The organism is Pseudomonas sp. CFBP 8758 (assembly GCF_014841725.1).
Taxonomy (GTDB): domain Bacteria; phylum Pseudomonadota; class Gammaproteobacteria; order Pseudomonadales; family Pseudomonadaceae; genus Aquipseudomonas; species Aquipseudomonas baltica.
In genome coordinates this window covers 438,660-452,691 of the sequence record NZ_JACYUK010000005.1, presented here as the reverse complement: position 1 = coordinate 452,691, position 14,032 = coordinate 438,660, and the positions used below count along the sequence as shown (strand labels likewise).

Genomic DNA, 14,032 nt, shown 5'->3' with positions numbered 1-14,032 from the left:
TGGCCGGCGCGTGTCGCTGTTATCTGTACACCTCGCGTCGATTGCCCAGCTGTGGACAGGCACAGACCCCGCTTTCCTCGGCCAAAGAGTGGTGGCCTCAGCGATTTTCGGCGTCCATATTTTCGCCGACACCCCCACGGTGTAGACTTGGCCGTTTTTTGGGCAAATAGAGAGTCGTAGCAATGAAGCCGTTCGTCTCCCGTTACCTGCTACTTGCCACACTTTCCCTGGTGTTGACCGCTTGCCAGACCTCACCGGCCGACCACGCCGCTGATGCGGGTCCGGATGCCTGGCAGCAGCTGGAAACAAACATTGCCAGCAGCGAACTGGCCACGGCCGAGGATCAGCTGGTCAAGCTGCAGGCGCAGGCACCGCAGGATCCACGCCTCACCGAGGCGCAGCGGCAGCTGGCCGAAGCCTACCTGCAGCGCAGCCAGGTGATGCTGCAGAAAGGTGACGTCAACGCTGCCGCCACTGCGCTGGGCCGTGCCCGCGTGCTGATGCCCCAGGCACCGGCGCTCACCGGTGGCGTCAACGGCGCCATCGCCCAGGCGCGCAAGTCTGAACTGGAGAAAGCCGAAGCCGCCCTGAAAGCTGCCGAAGCCAGGCCCAAGGCCCTCGTGCTGGATCCGAACGCCAGCGTTTCAGCGGTGCCGTTGAAGATGTACAGCGCGCCGCAGCTGCGCGCACAGATGCACGACATCGCAACCGACGTCGTTCATTACCAATGCGATGTGATCATTCAGGTGGCCCAACCGGGCGAGTATCGCCGGCTGGAAGCGCTGCTCAAGCAGCGCGTCAGCGAACAGTTGCCAGAGATGCAACTGAAGGTCGGTCGCCGTGTGGTCCACGGACAACCGACCCAGGTGGTGCTTATACCGCGCCGTTAAGCCGGAATGGCTTTGGCGGCCGGCTCGCGATCCCACACGCGGTGCTTGGCGATGGCGGCGATGAACGCCTTGATGGTGCTGTCATCGTCACCCACCAACAGGCCGGCATCTTCCTTCAGGCGCAACGCTTCGAGCAGCGCCTTGCCATCCTTGCTGATACCGATTGCCTTGAGGTGCTTGTAGGCCTCGAGCAGGTAGTGCAATGCCACACCATCGGCGCTCAGCGCCTTGATCGAATCGGCGCCGCCCGGCACCCACACCGCATCGAAAGCCACCGAAGGCAGGCCTTCCTGGGAAGCGTCGACGGCCAGGGTCTTGCCATCGGCCGTCTTGACCGGTGCGCTGGTAGGGCCCAGCACCTTGGCATGCGCGCCTTCGGCCTTGAGCGCCTTCTGCAACGCAGCGACTGCATTGCCGTCCACGCCGTTGGCAACCAGAATGGCGACCTTGCGGCTCTTGATGTCGCCGGACAACAGGTTCATCTGGCTCAGCGCAGGCGATTCCTTCAGCGAGGAAGGCTTGACCGATACGGTGCCCTTGGTAGGCGCCGGCAGACCCAGGTTGGCCGCAACGCGCGAAGCCAGTTCCAGATCGATGTTGGCCAGAATCTCGTTGACCTGACGGGCACGGATGTACTCGCGCTCGACCTTGCCCAACTCGAAGCTGTAGGCCGCGATGATGTGCTCTTTCTCGGCATGGCTCATGCTGTTGAAGAACAGCGTGGCCTGGGAGAAGTGGTCGGAGAACGATTCGCTGCGCTCGCGGACCTTGTGCGCATCGACACGCTCGGGATAGGTCTCGAAGCCGCCGTCGATGGGTGCCGATGGGGTTTCCTTCGGCCAGCCGCCGTCGATCGAGTTCGGTTCGTAGGAAGCACGGCCCTTGTCGATACGCGTGCGATGCTGGGCATCACGCTGACCGTTGTGGTTCGGCGCGATCGGACGGTTGATCGGGATCTCGTGGAAGTTCGGCCCACCGAGGCGGCTGATCTGGGTATCGGTGTAGGAGAACAGACGGCCCTGCAGCAGTGGGTCGTTGCTGAAGTCGATGCCAGGCACGATGTGGCCCGGGCAGAACGCGACCTGTTCGGTCTCGGCGAAGTAGTTATCCGGGTTACGGTCCAGCACCATGCGGCCCAGCGGAGTGACCGGGACCAGCTCTTCAGGGATGATCTTGGTCGGGTCGAGCAGGTCGAATTCGAACTTGTGCTCGTCTTCTTCCGGCACGATCTGCACGCCCAGTTCCCATTCCGGGTAGTCGCCCATCTCGATGGATTCCCACAGGTCACGGCGGTGGAAATCGGTGTCCTTGCCGGCCAGCTTCTGCGCCTCGTCCCAGACCAGCGAGCAGGTACCGAACTTGGGCTTCCAGTGGAACTTGACGAATGTGCCTTTGCCCTCGCCATTGACGAAGCGGAAGGTATGGATACCGAAGCCCTGCATGGTGCGCAGGCTTTTCGGGATCGCCCGGTCGGACATGGTCCACAGCACCATGTGCGCCGACTCAGGCACCAACGAGACGAAGTCCCAGAAGGTGTCGTGGGCGGAGCCGCCGGTCGGGATCTCGTTGTGCGGCTCAGGCTTCACCGCGTGGACGAAGTCGGGGAACTTGATCGCGTCCTGGATGAAGAAGATCGGCATGTTGTTGCCGACCAGGTCGAAGTTGCCTTCGTCGGTGTACAGCTTGACCGCAAAACCACGTACGTCGCGCACGGTGTCGCCCGAGCCACGCGGGCCCTGCACGGTGGAAAAGCGCACGAAGACCGGGGTCTTTTTCGACGGGTCGCGCAGGAAGCCGGCCTTGGTCAGCGCCGAGTGGTCTTCGTAGGTTTCGAAGAAACCGTGGGCCGCGGTGCCGCGGGCGTGGACGATACGCTCCGGGATGCGTTCGTGGTCGAAGTGCGTGATTTTCTCACGCATGATGAAGTCTTCGAGCAGCGACGGGCCGCGCGGGCCAGCCTTGAGGGTGTTCTGGTTGTCGCTGATTTTCACGCCATGGTTGGTGCGCAGCGCTTGTCCGGTGCCATCGGCACGGAACTGCTCGAGCGATTCGAGCTTGGCGTTGGTGTTCTGGCGATCCAGGGTATCGGTGCCAGCGGCTTCGCTCTTGCCGGTAGGGGGGGTCTTGTTGCTCATCGGGCCTTAACTCCTTGGTTCACGGCAGTCCGTGGACGGACTCTGATAAGTACCCTCACCTGATCACGGCAGGCATGGGCCAGGGATACTCAGCAAGTGACCGGACGAATTGCGTGGACGTTCCTTTTTTTTCGCGAACGGTGGGTGGGCGAGCCTTTAGTCGCGTTATTGCCAAATCGCAGGTCGCCGCGAAAATAAATGCTAAATGCCACGGGATGCCTGGGCTAAAATGCGCGCCCGGCTACCCGCTGCCCCCATTCATGCGCCCCACAAGGTTCGCTACGTGATCGAGTTCCAAGATGTCCACAAGACCTACCGCGTGGCCGGTAGGGAAATTCCCGCGCTGCACCCCACCCGGCTCACGGTGCCGGCAGGCCAGGTGTTCGGCCTCATCGGCCACTCGGGCGCGGGCAAAAGCACGCTGCTGCGCCTGATCAACCGCCTGGAGAACCCCAGCGGCGGCACCATCATCGTCGACGGTGAAGACGTCACTGCCTTCGACGCCGACGCCCTGCGCGGTTTCCGGCAACAGGTCGGCATGATCTTCCAGCATTTCAATCTGCTGGCGTCCAAGACCGTCGCCGACAACGTGGCGATGCCGCTGAACCTGGCCGGCCGTCTGTCGCGCAAGGAAATCGACCAGCGCGTGGCCCAGTTGCTTGAGCGGGTGGGCTTGTCCGACCACGCACGCAAATACCCGGCGCAGCTGTCGGGCGGACAGAAGCAACGCGTCGGCATCGCCCGCGCCCTGTCGACCAACCCGAAGATCCTGCTCTGCGACGAGGCCACCAGCGCGCTGGACCCGCAGACCACGGCCTCGGTATTGCAGTTGCTGGCCGAGATCAACCGCGAACTGCAATTGACCATCGTGCTGATCACCCATGAAATGGACGTGATTCGCCGGGTCTGCGACCAGGTTGCGGTGATGGACGCCGGGCGCATCGTCGAGCAAGGCACGGTGGCCGACGTGTTCCTGCACCCGCAACATCCAACCACGCGTCGCTTCGTCCAGGAAGACGAGCAGGTCGACGAGAATGAGCAGCGCAGCGACTTCGCCCATGTGGCGGGGCGGATCGTGCGCCTGACGTTCCAGGGCGAGGCCACCTATGCGCCGCTGCTGGGCACGGTGGCACGCGAGACCGGTGTCGACTACAGCATCCTGGCCGGTCGTATCGACCGCATCAAGGATACCCCCTATGGCCAGTTGACCCTGGCTATCACGGGCGGCGACATGGAAGCGGCCTTCGCTCGCTTCACCGCAGCCGACGTTCACATGGAGGTGCTGCGCTGATGGACCTGATCAACTTCTTCGCCAGTGTCGACTGGAGCGAAATCTGGCAGGCCACCCTGGATACGCTGGTGATGCTCGGCACCTCGCTGCTGTTCACCATCCTGCTGGGGCTGCCGCTGGGTGTCGTGCTGTTCCTCACCAGCCCACGGCAGATGTTCGAAAAGCCACGCTTGTACGCGGTGCTTTCGTTCATCGTCAACGTGGTCCGCTCGCTGCCGTTCATCATTCTGATCATCCTGCTCATCCCGGCCACGGTGGTGTTGGTAGGCACCTCGCTGGGGGTAGCCGGTGCAATTCCGCCACTGGTCATCGGCACCGTGCCATTCTTTGCCCGCCTGGTTGAAACCGCCCTGCGCGAGGTCGACCGCGGCATCATCGAGGCGACCCAGGCCATGGGCGCCACGACGCGGCAGATCATCACCCGGGCACTGGTGCCCGAAGCCATGCCGGGGATCATCGCGGCCATCACCGTGACGACCATCACTTTGGTGTCGTACACCGCGATGGCCGGTGTGGTGGGCGCCGGAGGCCTGGGCGACCTGGCGATTCGCTACGGCTACCAGCGCTTTCAGGACAACGTGATGTACGTCACGGTGATCATTCTGATTCTGATGGTCCAATTGCTGCAGATGCTCGGCGACCGTCTGGTCGTGCATTTCTCGCGCAAATGATTCATGCCTCGCACCTCATTCATGCCTGGTAAATAGTTCACAGTCAGGCCCGCAGGGGCCGACAAGGAAACCGAAGATGAAAAGACTACTGGCCGCCATGGCCGCCGTCGCTGCACTGTCCGCCCAAGCCAACGAAACCCTGAGCGTGGCAGCCACTGCAGTGCCTCACGCGGAGATTCTCGAGTTCGTCAAGCCGCAGTTGGCCGAACAGGGCGTGGACCTCAACATCAAGGTGTTCACCGACTACATCCAGCCCAACGTCCAGGTGGCGCAGAAAGCCATGGACGCGAATTTCTTCCAGCACCAGCCTTACCTGGATGAATTCAACAAGGGCAAGGGTACCGACCTGGTCGCCGTGACCGGCGTCCATCTGGAGCCGCTGGGCGCCTATTCCAGCAAGATCAAGACCCTCGACGAGTTGGGCAACGGCGCCAACGTAGTGGTGCCCAACGACGCCACCAACGGCGGCCGCGCGCTGCTGCTGTTGCAGAAGTACGGGCTGATCCGCCTCAAGGAACAGAGCAACATCCTGGCGACCACCAAGGACATCGTCGAGAACCCCAAGGGCTTGAAGATCCGCGAGCTGGAGGCAGCGACCATCCCGCGCGTGCTGACCCAGGTCGACCTGGCCCTGATCAACACCAACTATGCCCTGGAAGCCAAGCTGGATCCGTCCAAGGACGCGCTGTTCATCGAAGGCAGCGATTCGCCGTACGTGAACATCCTGGTGGCACGCCCCGACAACAAGGATGCGCCGGCCATGCAGAAGCTGGCAGCCGCGCTGCACAGCCCCGAGCTCAAGCAATTCATCACCGAGAAGTACAAGGGTGCAGTATTGCCGGCCTTCTGAGCCCGTAACGGCTTGACCGGCGCGTCCCTCAATCGCCCGCGACCAGCCCTGGAAGCTGGGCGATCATCTTGGCATTGTCGATCGGCCCGCGGATGAACCCACGCTGGCGCCCATCCGGCCCGATCAACGCCAGGTTGGCACTGTGCTCCACCAGGTAATTGGGCTTGCGCGTGTCGGCCGCGATGAATGGAATGCTGATGGCCCTGGCCAGTGTCTGCAGAGTGTCGACCGGCGCCACCCACCCCTGGAATCCCGCCTTGAAATAACCCAGGTATTGCTTGAGCCGCTCGGGCGTGTCGCGGTGCGGGTCGACGCTGATCAGCACCACTTGCAGGCGCTCGCGCGTGGCGTCCGGTAGCTGGTTCTGCACATCGCGCAGGTTGGCCAGCGTGGTGGGGCAGATATCCGGGCAGAACGTGTAGCCGAAGAACAGCAGCGACCATTTACCCTGCAGCCGGGTCAGGTCGACCACCGATCCGTTCTCGTCGGTCATGTGCAGGGCAGGCATCGCGCGGCTTTGCGCCAACAGGATGATGCCCGCATCGACCAACCCGGCGCGGTCGGGTTGACGCTGTCCACTGAGCAGGTGATGAACGCTCAGCCCGATCAGCAGGGCAAGGGCGCCGGCAAGGGTAAACACGATTTTCTGCGTTCGGGTCATGAGCCTGGGATCGAGAGACGTTGGAGGAGGCGACGTTATCAGGCGAGCCGCAGCGAGGGTAGTGGTCAAGCGCCGTTATGAAATGTGTCCTGATTATGACAAATGCGTCTTAGCCTTCCCGATGGGCCAGCTATCGTTCCCACTTCACTTGCGTGACACTCGCCTGGAGCCTTCATGAACACCGCCGCATTGCGCGAGCAGATTCAACGTGCAACCGAACACGAGGCCGCTACCGGCCACCTGCATCAACGCCTGGAAAAACAGTTGCCGCAGCTGCACCCGGCCATCGACCTGGCCGAGGGCGGTGGTGTCGCTTTGTGGCGCTTCGTCAGCGCCTACATCGAGGAAGTCCCGCAGTTGCTCGATGCGGCCAGCGAAGTCGCCGGCAAGGCCGGAATCGAGTCGCAGATCAAACCGGTACTGAAGATAGCCGAGGAGTATTTTCTGCGTCCGCCCGGAATTGTGGCCGGCCAGGAGGGGCTGGATGGCCTGCTCGACGAAGCCTACCTGGCGCATCGCCTGGTCGAGGAAGTGAACGACCTGTACATCCGCCACCTGGGCCAGCCACTGATACCGCTGGACATGACCGTGGCCAACCTGATCGCTCACCAGTTGATCGGTGAAACGTTCGCCAACCAGCTGGATGAAGTCGTGCATCACTCGATGGCTCAGATGCTGTGCGACGAGCGCTTCGAGCTGCCGTCGGTGCTGGCCTATCGCGACAAGCTGATCAGCCCTGAAACCGGCGCGGCGTGGCAGCAATGGCCGTGCATGTCGCGGCGCCTGGGTATTGGCCTGGACCTGAACTCGGCCAGTTCCTGAGGGCCTGCACGGGGCCTGGCGAGCGGTCGTCGCCAGGCCCCGTGCAGCCGGTCTGCGCTGTCGTGCTAGCTGCCGAAGCCTGCCGTGGTGCGCAGCCGACCCTCGATACGCCGCTTCAGCCCGCGGCTTTCGATGACCATCCGCGAGCCCTTGCTCTGGTTGGCCCGACCCCAGTCTTCCAGCAGCTCCAGGCATGAGTGGTCGATGTAGTTCAACCCGGCCAGTGGCACATGCACGGTCGTACCCTCCGGAATGCTCGCCAGGGCCTTGGTCAGGGCCGGTACCTTGAGAAAGGTCGCCGAGCCCACCATGCGCAATTCCACTTCACCCGGTGCCTGGTCGATCAGGGTGATCTTCAGACGTGCCGCCTTGAAGGCCAGCTTCAGCAAGGTCAGGGCGAAACCCAGCAGCACACCGGTGAGCAGGTCGGTGAAGACGATTGCCAGCGCCGTGGCCGCGTAGGTGAACATCGGCATCCGGCCGTAGCGGCCCAGGCCCTTGAAGGCCTTGAAGTCGACCAGCTTGACGCCGGTGAAGACCAGCACGCCCGCCAGGCTAGCGACCGGGATGCTTTGCAGCAGGCTGGACAGCAGAACCACGAACCCCAGCAGCCAGACACCGTGCAGGATCGCCGACATGCGTGTCTGTGCGCCGGCCTGGACATTGGCCGAGCTGCGCACGATCACGCCGGTCATGGGCAGTGCGCCCAGAATGCCGCAGAGCATGTTGCCTACACCTTGTGCCGACAGCTCGCGGTCGAAATCCGAACGCTGGCCGTTGTGCATGCGGTCGACCGCTGCTGCCGAGAGCAGGGTTTCGGCACTGGCGATGAAGGCCACGGCGATCGCGGCGATGAGCAGGGCAGGATCGGCCAGGTTGAGCAGGTCTGCCGGGCGCAGCCAGTCGATGGCTTCCGCCAGGTTCGCCGGCACTTCGACACGCTTGACCGGCATCGCGAAGAACAGGCTGAGGCCCGTCGCCAGGCCCACACCGAGCAAGGCACCGGGCACGAAGCGCAGTTTTTGCGGGCGCAGCTTTTCCCACGCATACATCACGGCAATGGTCAGCAGGCCCAGCAAGCCAGCCTGCCAGCCCAGCCCGCCACCGATGCTGGGGATGGCCTGGCCGACCACGGCGGGAAATTCGATCAGGTTGCTCAAGCCCGAGGGTTGCGGCGCCCGGTCGAGCATTACATGCACCTGGGACAGCACGATCAGTACGCCGATGCCGGCGAGCATGCCGTAGACCACTGCCGGTGCGGTGACGCGGAACCAGCAGCCGAGCTTGAAGCGCCCGGCCAACAGTTGCAGCAGGCCGGCCAGCAGCAGGATCGGCCCGAGCATGGCCATGCCATGCTGGCGAACCAGCTCGAAGACCAACACCGCCAGGCCGGCGGCGGGACCACTGACCTGCAACGGCGACCCGGCCAGGAATCCGACCACGATACCGCCGATGATGCCGGTGATCAGGCCTTTGGAAGGCGGCATTCCCGAGGCGATGGCGATACCCATGCACAACGGCAGCGCAACCAGAAACACCACGACCGAGGCGAGCAACTCGCGCGGCAACACTGCTTTCATCTGTGCAATATTCACGTTCAATCTCCTGCAAGCATTCAGGCGAGCCGGGCCGCACTTTCCGACAGGCAGCAGCGTGCCTGCCCAATCCCCTGCGGCCCAGCCAACGCGGCTGGGTACAGGTGGATTCGGCAAGCGAACGATGAGGTGTGCTGTCGACAGATTACGGCCAGGCGGGCCCTGTCATACGAATGACGCGGCTACCTAGAACCGGCCCTTGGGCGTCGCGCTCGGGGTCGTGGTCATTCTGTCGAGGGGACGGAAGCAGTCCTGTTCGGCGTCGTAGGCCTTGATCTCGCTGGTTTCGATGTTGTAGATCCAACCGTGGATGAACAACTGGCCGCTGGCCATGCGCGAGGCTACCGATGGGTGCGTGCGCAGGTGCTGCAGCTGGGAGATGACGTTTTCTTCGGTCAGCACTTTCATGCTTTCGGCTTCGTTGGCGCAGTTGCAGTTGTCTTCGACGACCGTGCGGGCCACTTCCGAATGGCGCAGCCAGGCCTTGACCGTTGGCATCTTTTCCAGCGAAGCCGGGTTGAGCACGGCGCGCATGGCGCCGCAGTCGGAGTGGCCGCAGACGATGACGTGCTGCACGCCCAGCGCCAGGATGGCGTATTCCAGCGCTGTGGAAACGCCGCCGTTCATTTGCCCGTAGGGTGGCACGACGTTACCGACGTTGCGGGTGACGAACAGGTCGCCGGGGGAGCTTTGGGTGATCAGTTCAGGGACGATTCGCGAGTCTGCACAGGTGATGAACATGGCCCGTGGCGCTTGCGCAGTGGCAAGCTTCTTGAACAATTCCTGTTGCTGGGGGAAGACGTCATGATGGAAATGCAGGAAGCCGTCGACGATCTGCTTCAGGGAGGCTTCAGCCGTATCGGCATGGCTCGGTGTAGGATCCTTGTCGCTCATGATTCATCCTCTTGCTGGATTTGAGATGGTTCCCAGTTTACCGGGTAAAAATTCCCACAGCTCATGGCTGGATGAGACGATTCACACAGGATTATGACTCGTGAGTCATTTGTCACTAACCCTACCGGTGAAAACTTAACTGAACCTGAATCGAGGCGTCTATTGCGCGGGGATGAGGGTTGTCGAGACGATGAACGGTGTTACAGGAGCACGCGGTCCCTGTAGCAGCGGCGCGAGCCGCGTCAGGCGTCACCGCGCTCTCCCAGATGCACCACATGGACCGCCGACGCGGCTCGCGCCGCTGCTACAGGGATCATGCGATCCGCAAACACGGTGCAAGCCGCTCCGGTGTCGGCTGTAGCAGCGGCGCAAGCCGCGTCATGAGGGCATACGGTGCAGCTGGCGGTTCAACGCACCAGGCAGGGACGCTTGTTGTCGAACTGCCAACCCGAGATCAGGTATTGCATGGCAATGCCGTCATCGCGCGCGCCGAGGCCCTTGGCCTTGTACAGCTCGTGGGCCTTGGCCACTTCGTCCATGTCGATGTCCACGCCCAGGCCCGGTTTGGCCGGCACCTTGACGAAGCCATCGACGATCTGCAACGGCTCCTTGGTCAGACGCTGGCCGTCCTGCCAGATCCAGTGCGTGTCGATCGCGGTGATCTCACCCGGCGCCGCCGCCGCTACCTGGGTGAACATGGCCAGGGAAATGTCGAAGTGGTTGTTGGAGTGCGAGCCCCAGGTCAGCCCCCAGTCGTTGCACATCTGCGCCACCCGCACCGACCCCTGCATGGTCCAGAAATGTGGGTCGGCCAGCGGGATGTCTACCGACTGCAGCTGGATGGCATGGCCCATCTCGCGCCAATCGGTGGCAATCATGTTGGTGGCGGTGGGCAGGCCGGTGGCACGGCGGAACTCGGCCATGACTTCACGCCCCGAGTAGCCGTTCTCCGCGCCGCATGGGTCCTCGGCGTAGGCCAGCACATGGTGCTGGTCACGGCACAGGCCGATCGCCTCCTTCAATGACCAGGCACCGTTGGGGTCCAGGGTGATGCGCGCCTCGGGGAAGCGCTCGGCCAGTGCGGTCACCGCCTCGATTTCTTCGGCACCGCGCAGCACGCCACCTTTGAGCTTGAAGTCATTGAAGCCGTACTTGGCCTTGCCCGCTTCGGCCAATCGCACTACCGCCTCGGGGGTCATTGCCTTTTCATGGCGCAGGCGGCTCCAGTCGTCGCCGGCGTCCGGCTCGCTGCGGTAGGCCAGGTCGGTCTGGCCACGATCACCGACGTAGAACAGGTAGCCCAGCATCTTCACGGCGTCGCGCTGCTGGCCTTCACCCAGCAGCGCCGCCACCGGCACCTCGAGAAACTGCCCAAGCAGGTCGAGCAGGGCGGCTTCCATGGCCGTCACGGCATGGATGGTGATGCGCAGGTCGAAGGTCTGCAGGCCGCGGCCGGCGCTGTCACGGGCGGCGAAGGTGGTGCGCATGCGATTGAGGATCTGCTGGTACTGGCCGATCGGCTGGCCCACCACCAGGCTGCGGGCGTCTTCCAGGGTTTCGCGAATGCGCTCGCCCCCAGGCACCTCGCCAACCCCGGTGTTGCCGGCGCTGTCCTTGAGAATCACGATGTTGCGGGTGAAGAACGGGCCATGGGCACCGCTGAGATTGAGCAGCATGCTGTCGTGCCCGGCAACCGGGATGACCTGCAGGCTGGTGACGACAGGAGCGTTGTGTGCGGTCATGTTGTTTTCCTTCTCCATGTTGTTGTCCTTGTCATTGAATCCACGCCAGGCGCCGCATGGGCCTGGCGAAAACAGTGCAGGCCGGCGTGCCCGTCAGAGCGACCGGGCCTGCGCGGGTTCGGCCAGGCCGTTGGCAGGCTTGCCGGGCTTGGGCTGGGTGCGCGCGAAGAACACCACGATCGCGGCCAGCACCGAGGTACCGGCCAGGCCGTACAGCCCGCCCTGAATGGAGCCCGTGCTCTGCTCCAGAAAGCCGAAGGTGGCCGGTGCGACGAAGCCACCCAGGTTGCCCACCGAGTTGACCAGGGCGATCACCGCCGCAGCGATGCGTGCATCCAGGTACGCCTGGGGAATCGGCCAGAACAGCGACGAGGCCGACTTGAAACCGATCGCGGCGAAACACACGGCGACGAAGGCGAACACCGGCCCACCGGTGGTCGACATGAACATCCCAGCGGCGGCGATCAGCAAGGCCGTGGCCACCCACGCCTGCTGGAATTTGAACTTGCCGGACAGGGCCGCGAAGCCGTACATGGCAATGATCGAGATCAGCCAGGGTATGGAGTTGAGGAAGCCCACCTGCAGGTCGTCCAGGCCGCCCATTTTCTTGATGATGCTGGGCAGCCAGAAGGTCGCCGCATAGATGGTCAGCTGGATGCAGAAGTAGATCAGGCAGAACAGCAGGATCTGGCGATCCCTGAGCAGGGTGCCCAAGGTAGGCTTGACGGTGTGCATGGCATCACGTTCGCGCTGTTCGCGGTCAATCTCGCCCACCAGCGTATCTTTCTCTTCCTGGGTCAGCCATTTGGCGTCGTGAACCCTGGAATCCAGCCAGAACCAGACAAAGAAGCACAACAGCACCGAGGCCAGGCCTTCGATCAGGAACATCCACTGCCAGCCGTGCATGCCCAGCCCTTCGATCTGCAACAGGGCACCGGCCAGTGGCCCGGAAATCAGCGAGGCCAGGGCCGAACCGCTGAGGAAGATGGCAATCGCCTTGCCACGCTCGACCCCAGGCAACCAGCGGGTGAAGTAGTAGATCACTCCCGGGAAGAAACCGGCTTCGGCGATCCCCAGCAGAAAGCGCAGGATGTAGAAATGGGTTTCGTTCTGAATGAACGCCATCATCGTCGCGACGATGCCCCAGGTGAACATGATCCGCGTCAGCCAGACCCGTGCGCCGACTTTCTGCAACAGCATGTTGGACGGCACTTCGAACAGGGCATAGCCGATGAAGAACAATCCGGCGCCGAATCCATAGGCCGCCGCACCGATGCCCAGGTCATGCTCCAGGTGCGTGCGCACGAAGCCGATGTTGACCCGATCGATGTAGTTGACGATGAACATGATGACGAACAGCGGGAGTACGTGACGCTTCACTTTCGAGACGGCGCGGGCCAGGACGGCATCGCCGGTTGCAACGTTTGAATTGCTCACAATTCAAATCTCCCACTGATTGTTTTTATGCGGGTAGTGTGTGGATCGAGCGGCAGCTGTGTGCTCGGTCGGCAGACATCATACAACTCAGCATCATTAAAACTCAACGCTTATGCAGGCTTTAAGCATGCCATCCGTCGTTGTCATACATCTTGGGCGGGCAGGTGGCGATGTCGATGGTCATTCCGGGAAACCCGTACCGGGCCCGGTGCAATGCCTGAGTGATACACCCAAGGTATGATCGGATTTTTCCTCGAGGGGGGCTCATCGATGTCCAAGCGACCCAACAGCCTGGCCCATGTGCTGGTGGAGGCATTGAGCCAGCAGATCCGCCTGGGCACCTTGGCGCCAGGGGCCAAACTGCCGTCGGAGGGCGCCATCGTGGCCGAGCACGGGGTCAGCAGGACCGTGGTGCGCGAAGCCTTGTCACGCTTGCAGGCGTCCGGGCTGGTGGAGGCCCGGCATGGCGTCGGCACCTTCGTGTTGCAGCGCGAGCCGGCCCATGGCCTGCGCTTGAACGTCGATACGGCGCTCAGCGTGCGCGGCATCCTGGAGCTGCGCCTTGGCTTGGAAACCCAGGCGGCGGCTTTGGCGGCCAAGCGTCGCAGCGACGCTCAACTGGAACGCATGCGCAAGGCGCTGGATGACTATCAACGCTCGCTGGCCAACAACGACAGTTGCGTGGAGGAAGACAAACGCTTTCACTTGCTGATTGCCGAGGCGACCGGCAATACGTATTTCACCGACATCATGCAGCACCTGGGTGATGCGATGATCCCGCGCACTCGTCTGAATGCGCTGGAGAAAGGTGACGCCGATCTGTCCCAGCTGGGGCAGTTGGCGAACCTCGAGCATGAAGCGATCTACCAGGCCATTCGCAAGCAGGATGCCGACGCGGCGCGGGCGGCGATGTGGCTGCATTTGAGCAACAGCCGTGATCGTTTCAATGCCGATTGAGGGGGAGGCCTTTTACTGAAGGGTTTCAGTGGGGGCCTCTTCGCGGGCAGAGACCCGCTCCCACAAGGATGGTCACCCATTCACATA

Annotated in this window: 12 protein-coding genes; 6 read left to right on the top strand and 6 right to left on the bottom strand. The window is 62.8% G+C overall.

Annotation, left to right across the window (positions count from 1 at the left end):
• Window positions 1-182 precede the first annotated feature (182 nt).
• A complete protein-coding gene (locus tag IFT75_RS13875; protein WP_192055224.1) occupies window positions 183-890 on the top strand; it encodes a PA5502 family lipoprotein in 708 nt (235 codons plus the stop codon).
• On the opposite strand, the gene katE is transcribed toward IFT75_RS13875, so the two are convergent.
• Window positions 887-3,025, bottom strand: a complete 2,139-nt coding sequence (katE, locus tag IFT75_RS13870; protein ID WP_185794590.1) for a catalase HPII — start codon at window positions 3,023-3,025, stop codon at window positions 887-889. The genes IFT75_RS13875 and katE overlap by 4 nt on opposite strands.
• A gap of 283 nt (window positions 3,026-3,308) precedes the next feature.
• Between katE and IFT75_RS13865 the strand changes: the two genes are divergently transcribed.
• The 3 genes from IFT75_RS13865 to IFT75_RS13855 all read left to right on the top strand — a co-directional run bounded on the left by IFT75_RS13865 (window position 3,309) and on the right by IFT75_RS13855 (window position 5,837).
• Window positions 3,309-4,316, top strand: coding sequence for a methionine ABC transporter ATP-binding protein (locus IFT75_RS13865; protein WP_192055222.1), 1,008 nt, complete (start codon window positions 3,309-3,311; stop codon window positions 4,314-4,316).
• Entirely contained in the window at window positions 4,316-4,987 is a 672-nt protein-coding gene (locus IFT75_RS13860) for a methionine ABC transporter permease (protein WP_122480089.1), read from the top strand. The genes IFT75_RS13865 and IFT75_RS13860 overlap by 1 nt, the downstream gene beginning before the upstream one ends.
• A 76-nt stretch (window positions 4,988-5,063) precedes the next feature.
• Window positions 5,064-5,837, top strand: coding sequence for a MetQ/NlpA family ABC transporter substrate-binding protein (locus tag IFT75_RS13855; RefSeq protein ID WP_192055220.1), 774 nt, complete (start codon window positions 5,064-5,066; stop codon window positions 5,835-5,837).
• A 28-nt stretch (window positions 5,838-5,865) separates the two neighbouring features.
• Here the strand turns inward: IFT75_RS13855 and IFT75_RS13850 are convergent, their stop codons facing one another.
• The gene (locus IFT75_RS13850; RefSeq protein WP_192055218.1) at window positions 5,866-6,498 is read right to left on the bottom strand and encodes an SCO family protein; all 633 of its coding nucleotides are present in this window, start codon (window positions 6,496-6,498) and stop codon (window positions 5,866-5,868) included.
• 174 nt (window positions 6,499-6,672) lie between these two features.
• On the opposite strand from IFT75_RS13850, the gene IFT75_RS13845 reads away from it, so the two are divergent.
• Window positions 6,673-7,320, top strand: a complete 648-nt coding sequence (locus tag IFT75_RS13845; RefSeq protein ID WP_192055216.1) for a hypothetical protein — start codon at window positions 6,673-6,675, stop codon at window positions 7,318-7,320.
• A 65-nt stretch (window positions 7,321-7,385) separates the two neighbouring features.
• Here the strand turns inward: IFT75_RS13845 and IFT75_RS13840 are convergent, their stop codons facing one another.
• From IFT75_RS13840 to IFT75_RS13825, 4 genes are all read right to left on the bottom strand, one after another.
• Window positions 7,386-8,915 carry a SulP family inorganic anion transporter gene (locus tag IFT75_RS13840; protein WP_122480085.1) on the bottom strand — a complete coding sequence of 510 codons (1,530 nt, stop codon included), beginning with the start codon at window positions 8,913-8,915 and terminating at the stop codon, window positions 7,386-7,388.
• A 186-nt stretch (window positions 8,916-9,101) separates the two neighbouring features.
• Entirely contained in the window at window positions 9,102-9,809 is a 708-nt protein-coding gene (locus tag IFT75_RS13835; protein ID WP_043191935.1) for a carbonic anhydrase, read from the bottom strand.
• A 407-nt stretch (window positions 9,810-10,216) separates the two neighbouring features.
• Window positions 10,217-11,551 carry a glucarate dehydratase gene (gudD, locus tag IFT75_RS13830; protein ID WP_244652748.1) on the bottom strand — a complete coding sequence of 445 codons (1,335 nt, stop codon included), beginning with the start codon at window positions 11,549-11,551 and terminating at the stop codon, window positions 10,217-10,219.
• 93 nt (window positions 11,552-11,644) lie between these two features.
• Window positions 11,645-12,991, bottom strand: coding sequence for an MFS transporter (locus IFT75_RS13825; protein WP_425312016.1), 1,347 nt, complete (start codon window positions 12,989-12,991; stop codon window positions 11,645-11,647).
• 267 nt (window positions 12,992-13,258) lie between these two features.
• Here IFT75_RS13825 and IFT75_RS13820 point away from each other — a divergent pair, with 267 nt between their 5' ends.
• Window positions 13,259-13,945 (top strand): FadR/GntR family transcriptional regulator, encoded by a 687-nt coding sequence (locus IFT75_RS13820; protein WP_185794595.1) that lies wholly within the window; start codon window positions 13,259-13,261, stop codon window positions 13,943-13,945.
• Window positions 13,946-14,032: the final 87 nt, after the last annotated feature.

Excerpts from the sequence above, each read along its gene's own strand:
- IFT75_RS13875 (WP_192055224.1), top strand. The coding sequence starts at position 183 with ATGAAGCCGTTCGTCTCCCGTTACCTGCTACTTGCCACACTTTCCCTG.
- katE (WP_185794590.1), bottom strand. The coding sequence starts at position 3,025 with ATGAGCAACAAGACCCCCCCTACCGGCAAGAGCGAAGCCGCTGGCACC.
- IFT75_RS13860 (WP_122480089.1), top strand. The coding sequence starts at position 4,316 with ATGGACCTGATCAACTTCTTCGCCAGTGTCGACTGGAGCGAAATCTGG.
- IFT75_RS13855 (WP_192055220.1), top strand. The coding sequence starts at position 5,064 with ATGAAAAGACTACTGGCCGCCATGGCCGCCGTCGCTGCACTGTCCGCC.
- IFT75_RS13850 (WP_192055218.1), bottom strand. The coding sequence starts at position 6,498 with ATGACCCGAACGCAGAAAATCGTGTTTACCCTTGCCGGCGCCCTTGCC.
- IFT75_RS13845 (WP_192055216.1), top strand. The coding sequence starts at position 6,673 with ATGAACACCGCCGCATTGCGCGAGCAGATTCAACGTGCAACCGAACAC.
- IFT75_RS13835 (WP_043191935.1), bottom strand. The coding sequence starts at position 9,809 with ATGAGCGACAAGGATCCTACACCGAGCCATGCCGATACGGCTGAAGCC.
- gudD (WP_244652748.1), bottom strand. The coding sequence starts at position 11,551 with ATGACCGCACACAACGCTCCTGTCGTCACCAGCCTGCAGGTCATCCCG.
- IFT75_RS13820 (WP_185794595.1), top strand. The coding sequence starts at position 13,259 with ATGTCCAAGCGACCCAACAGCCTGGCCCATGTGCTGGTGGAGGCATTG.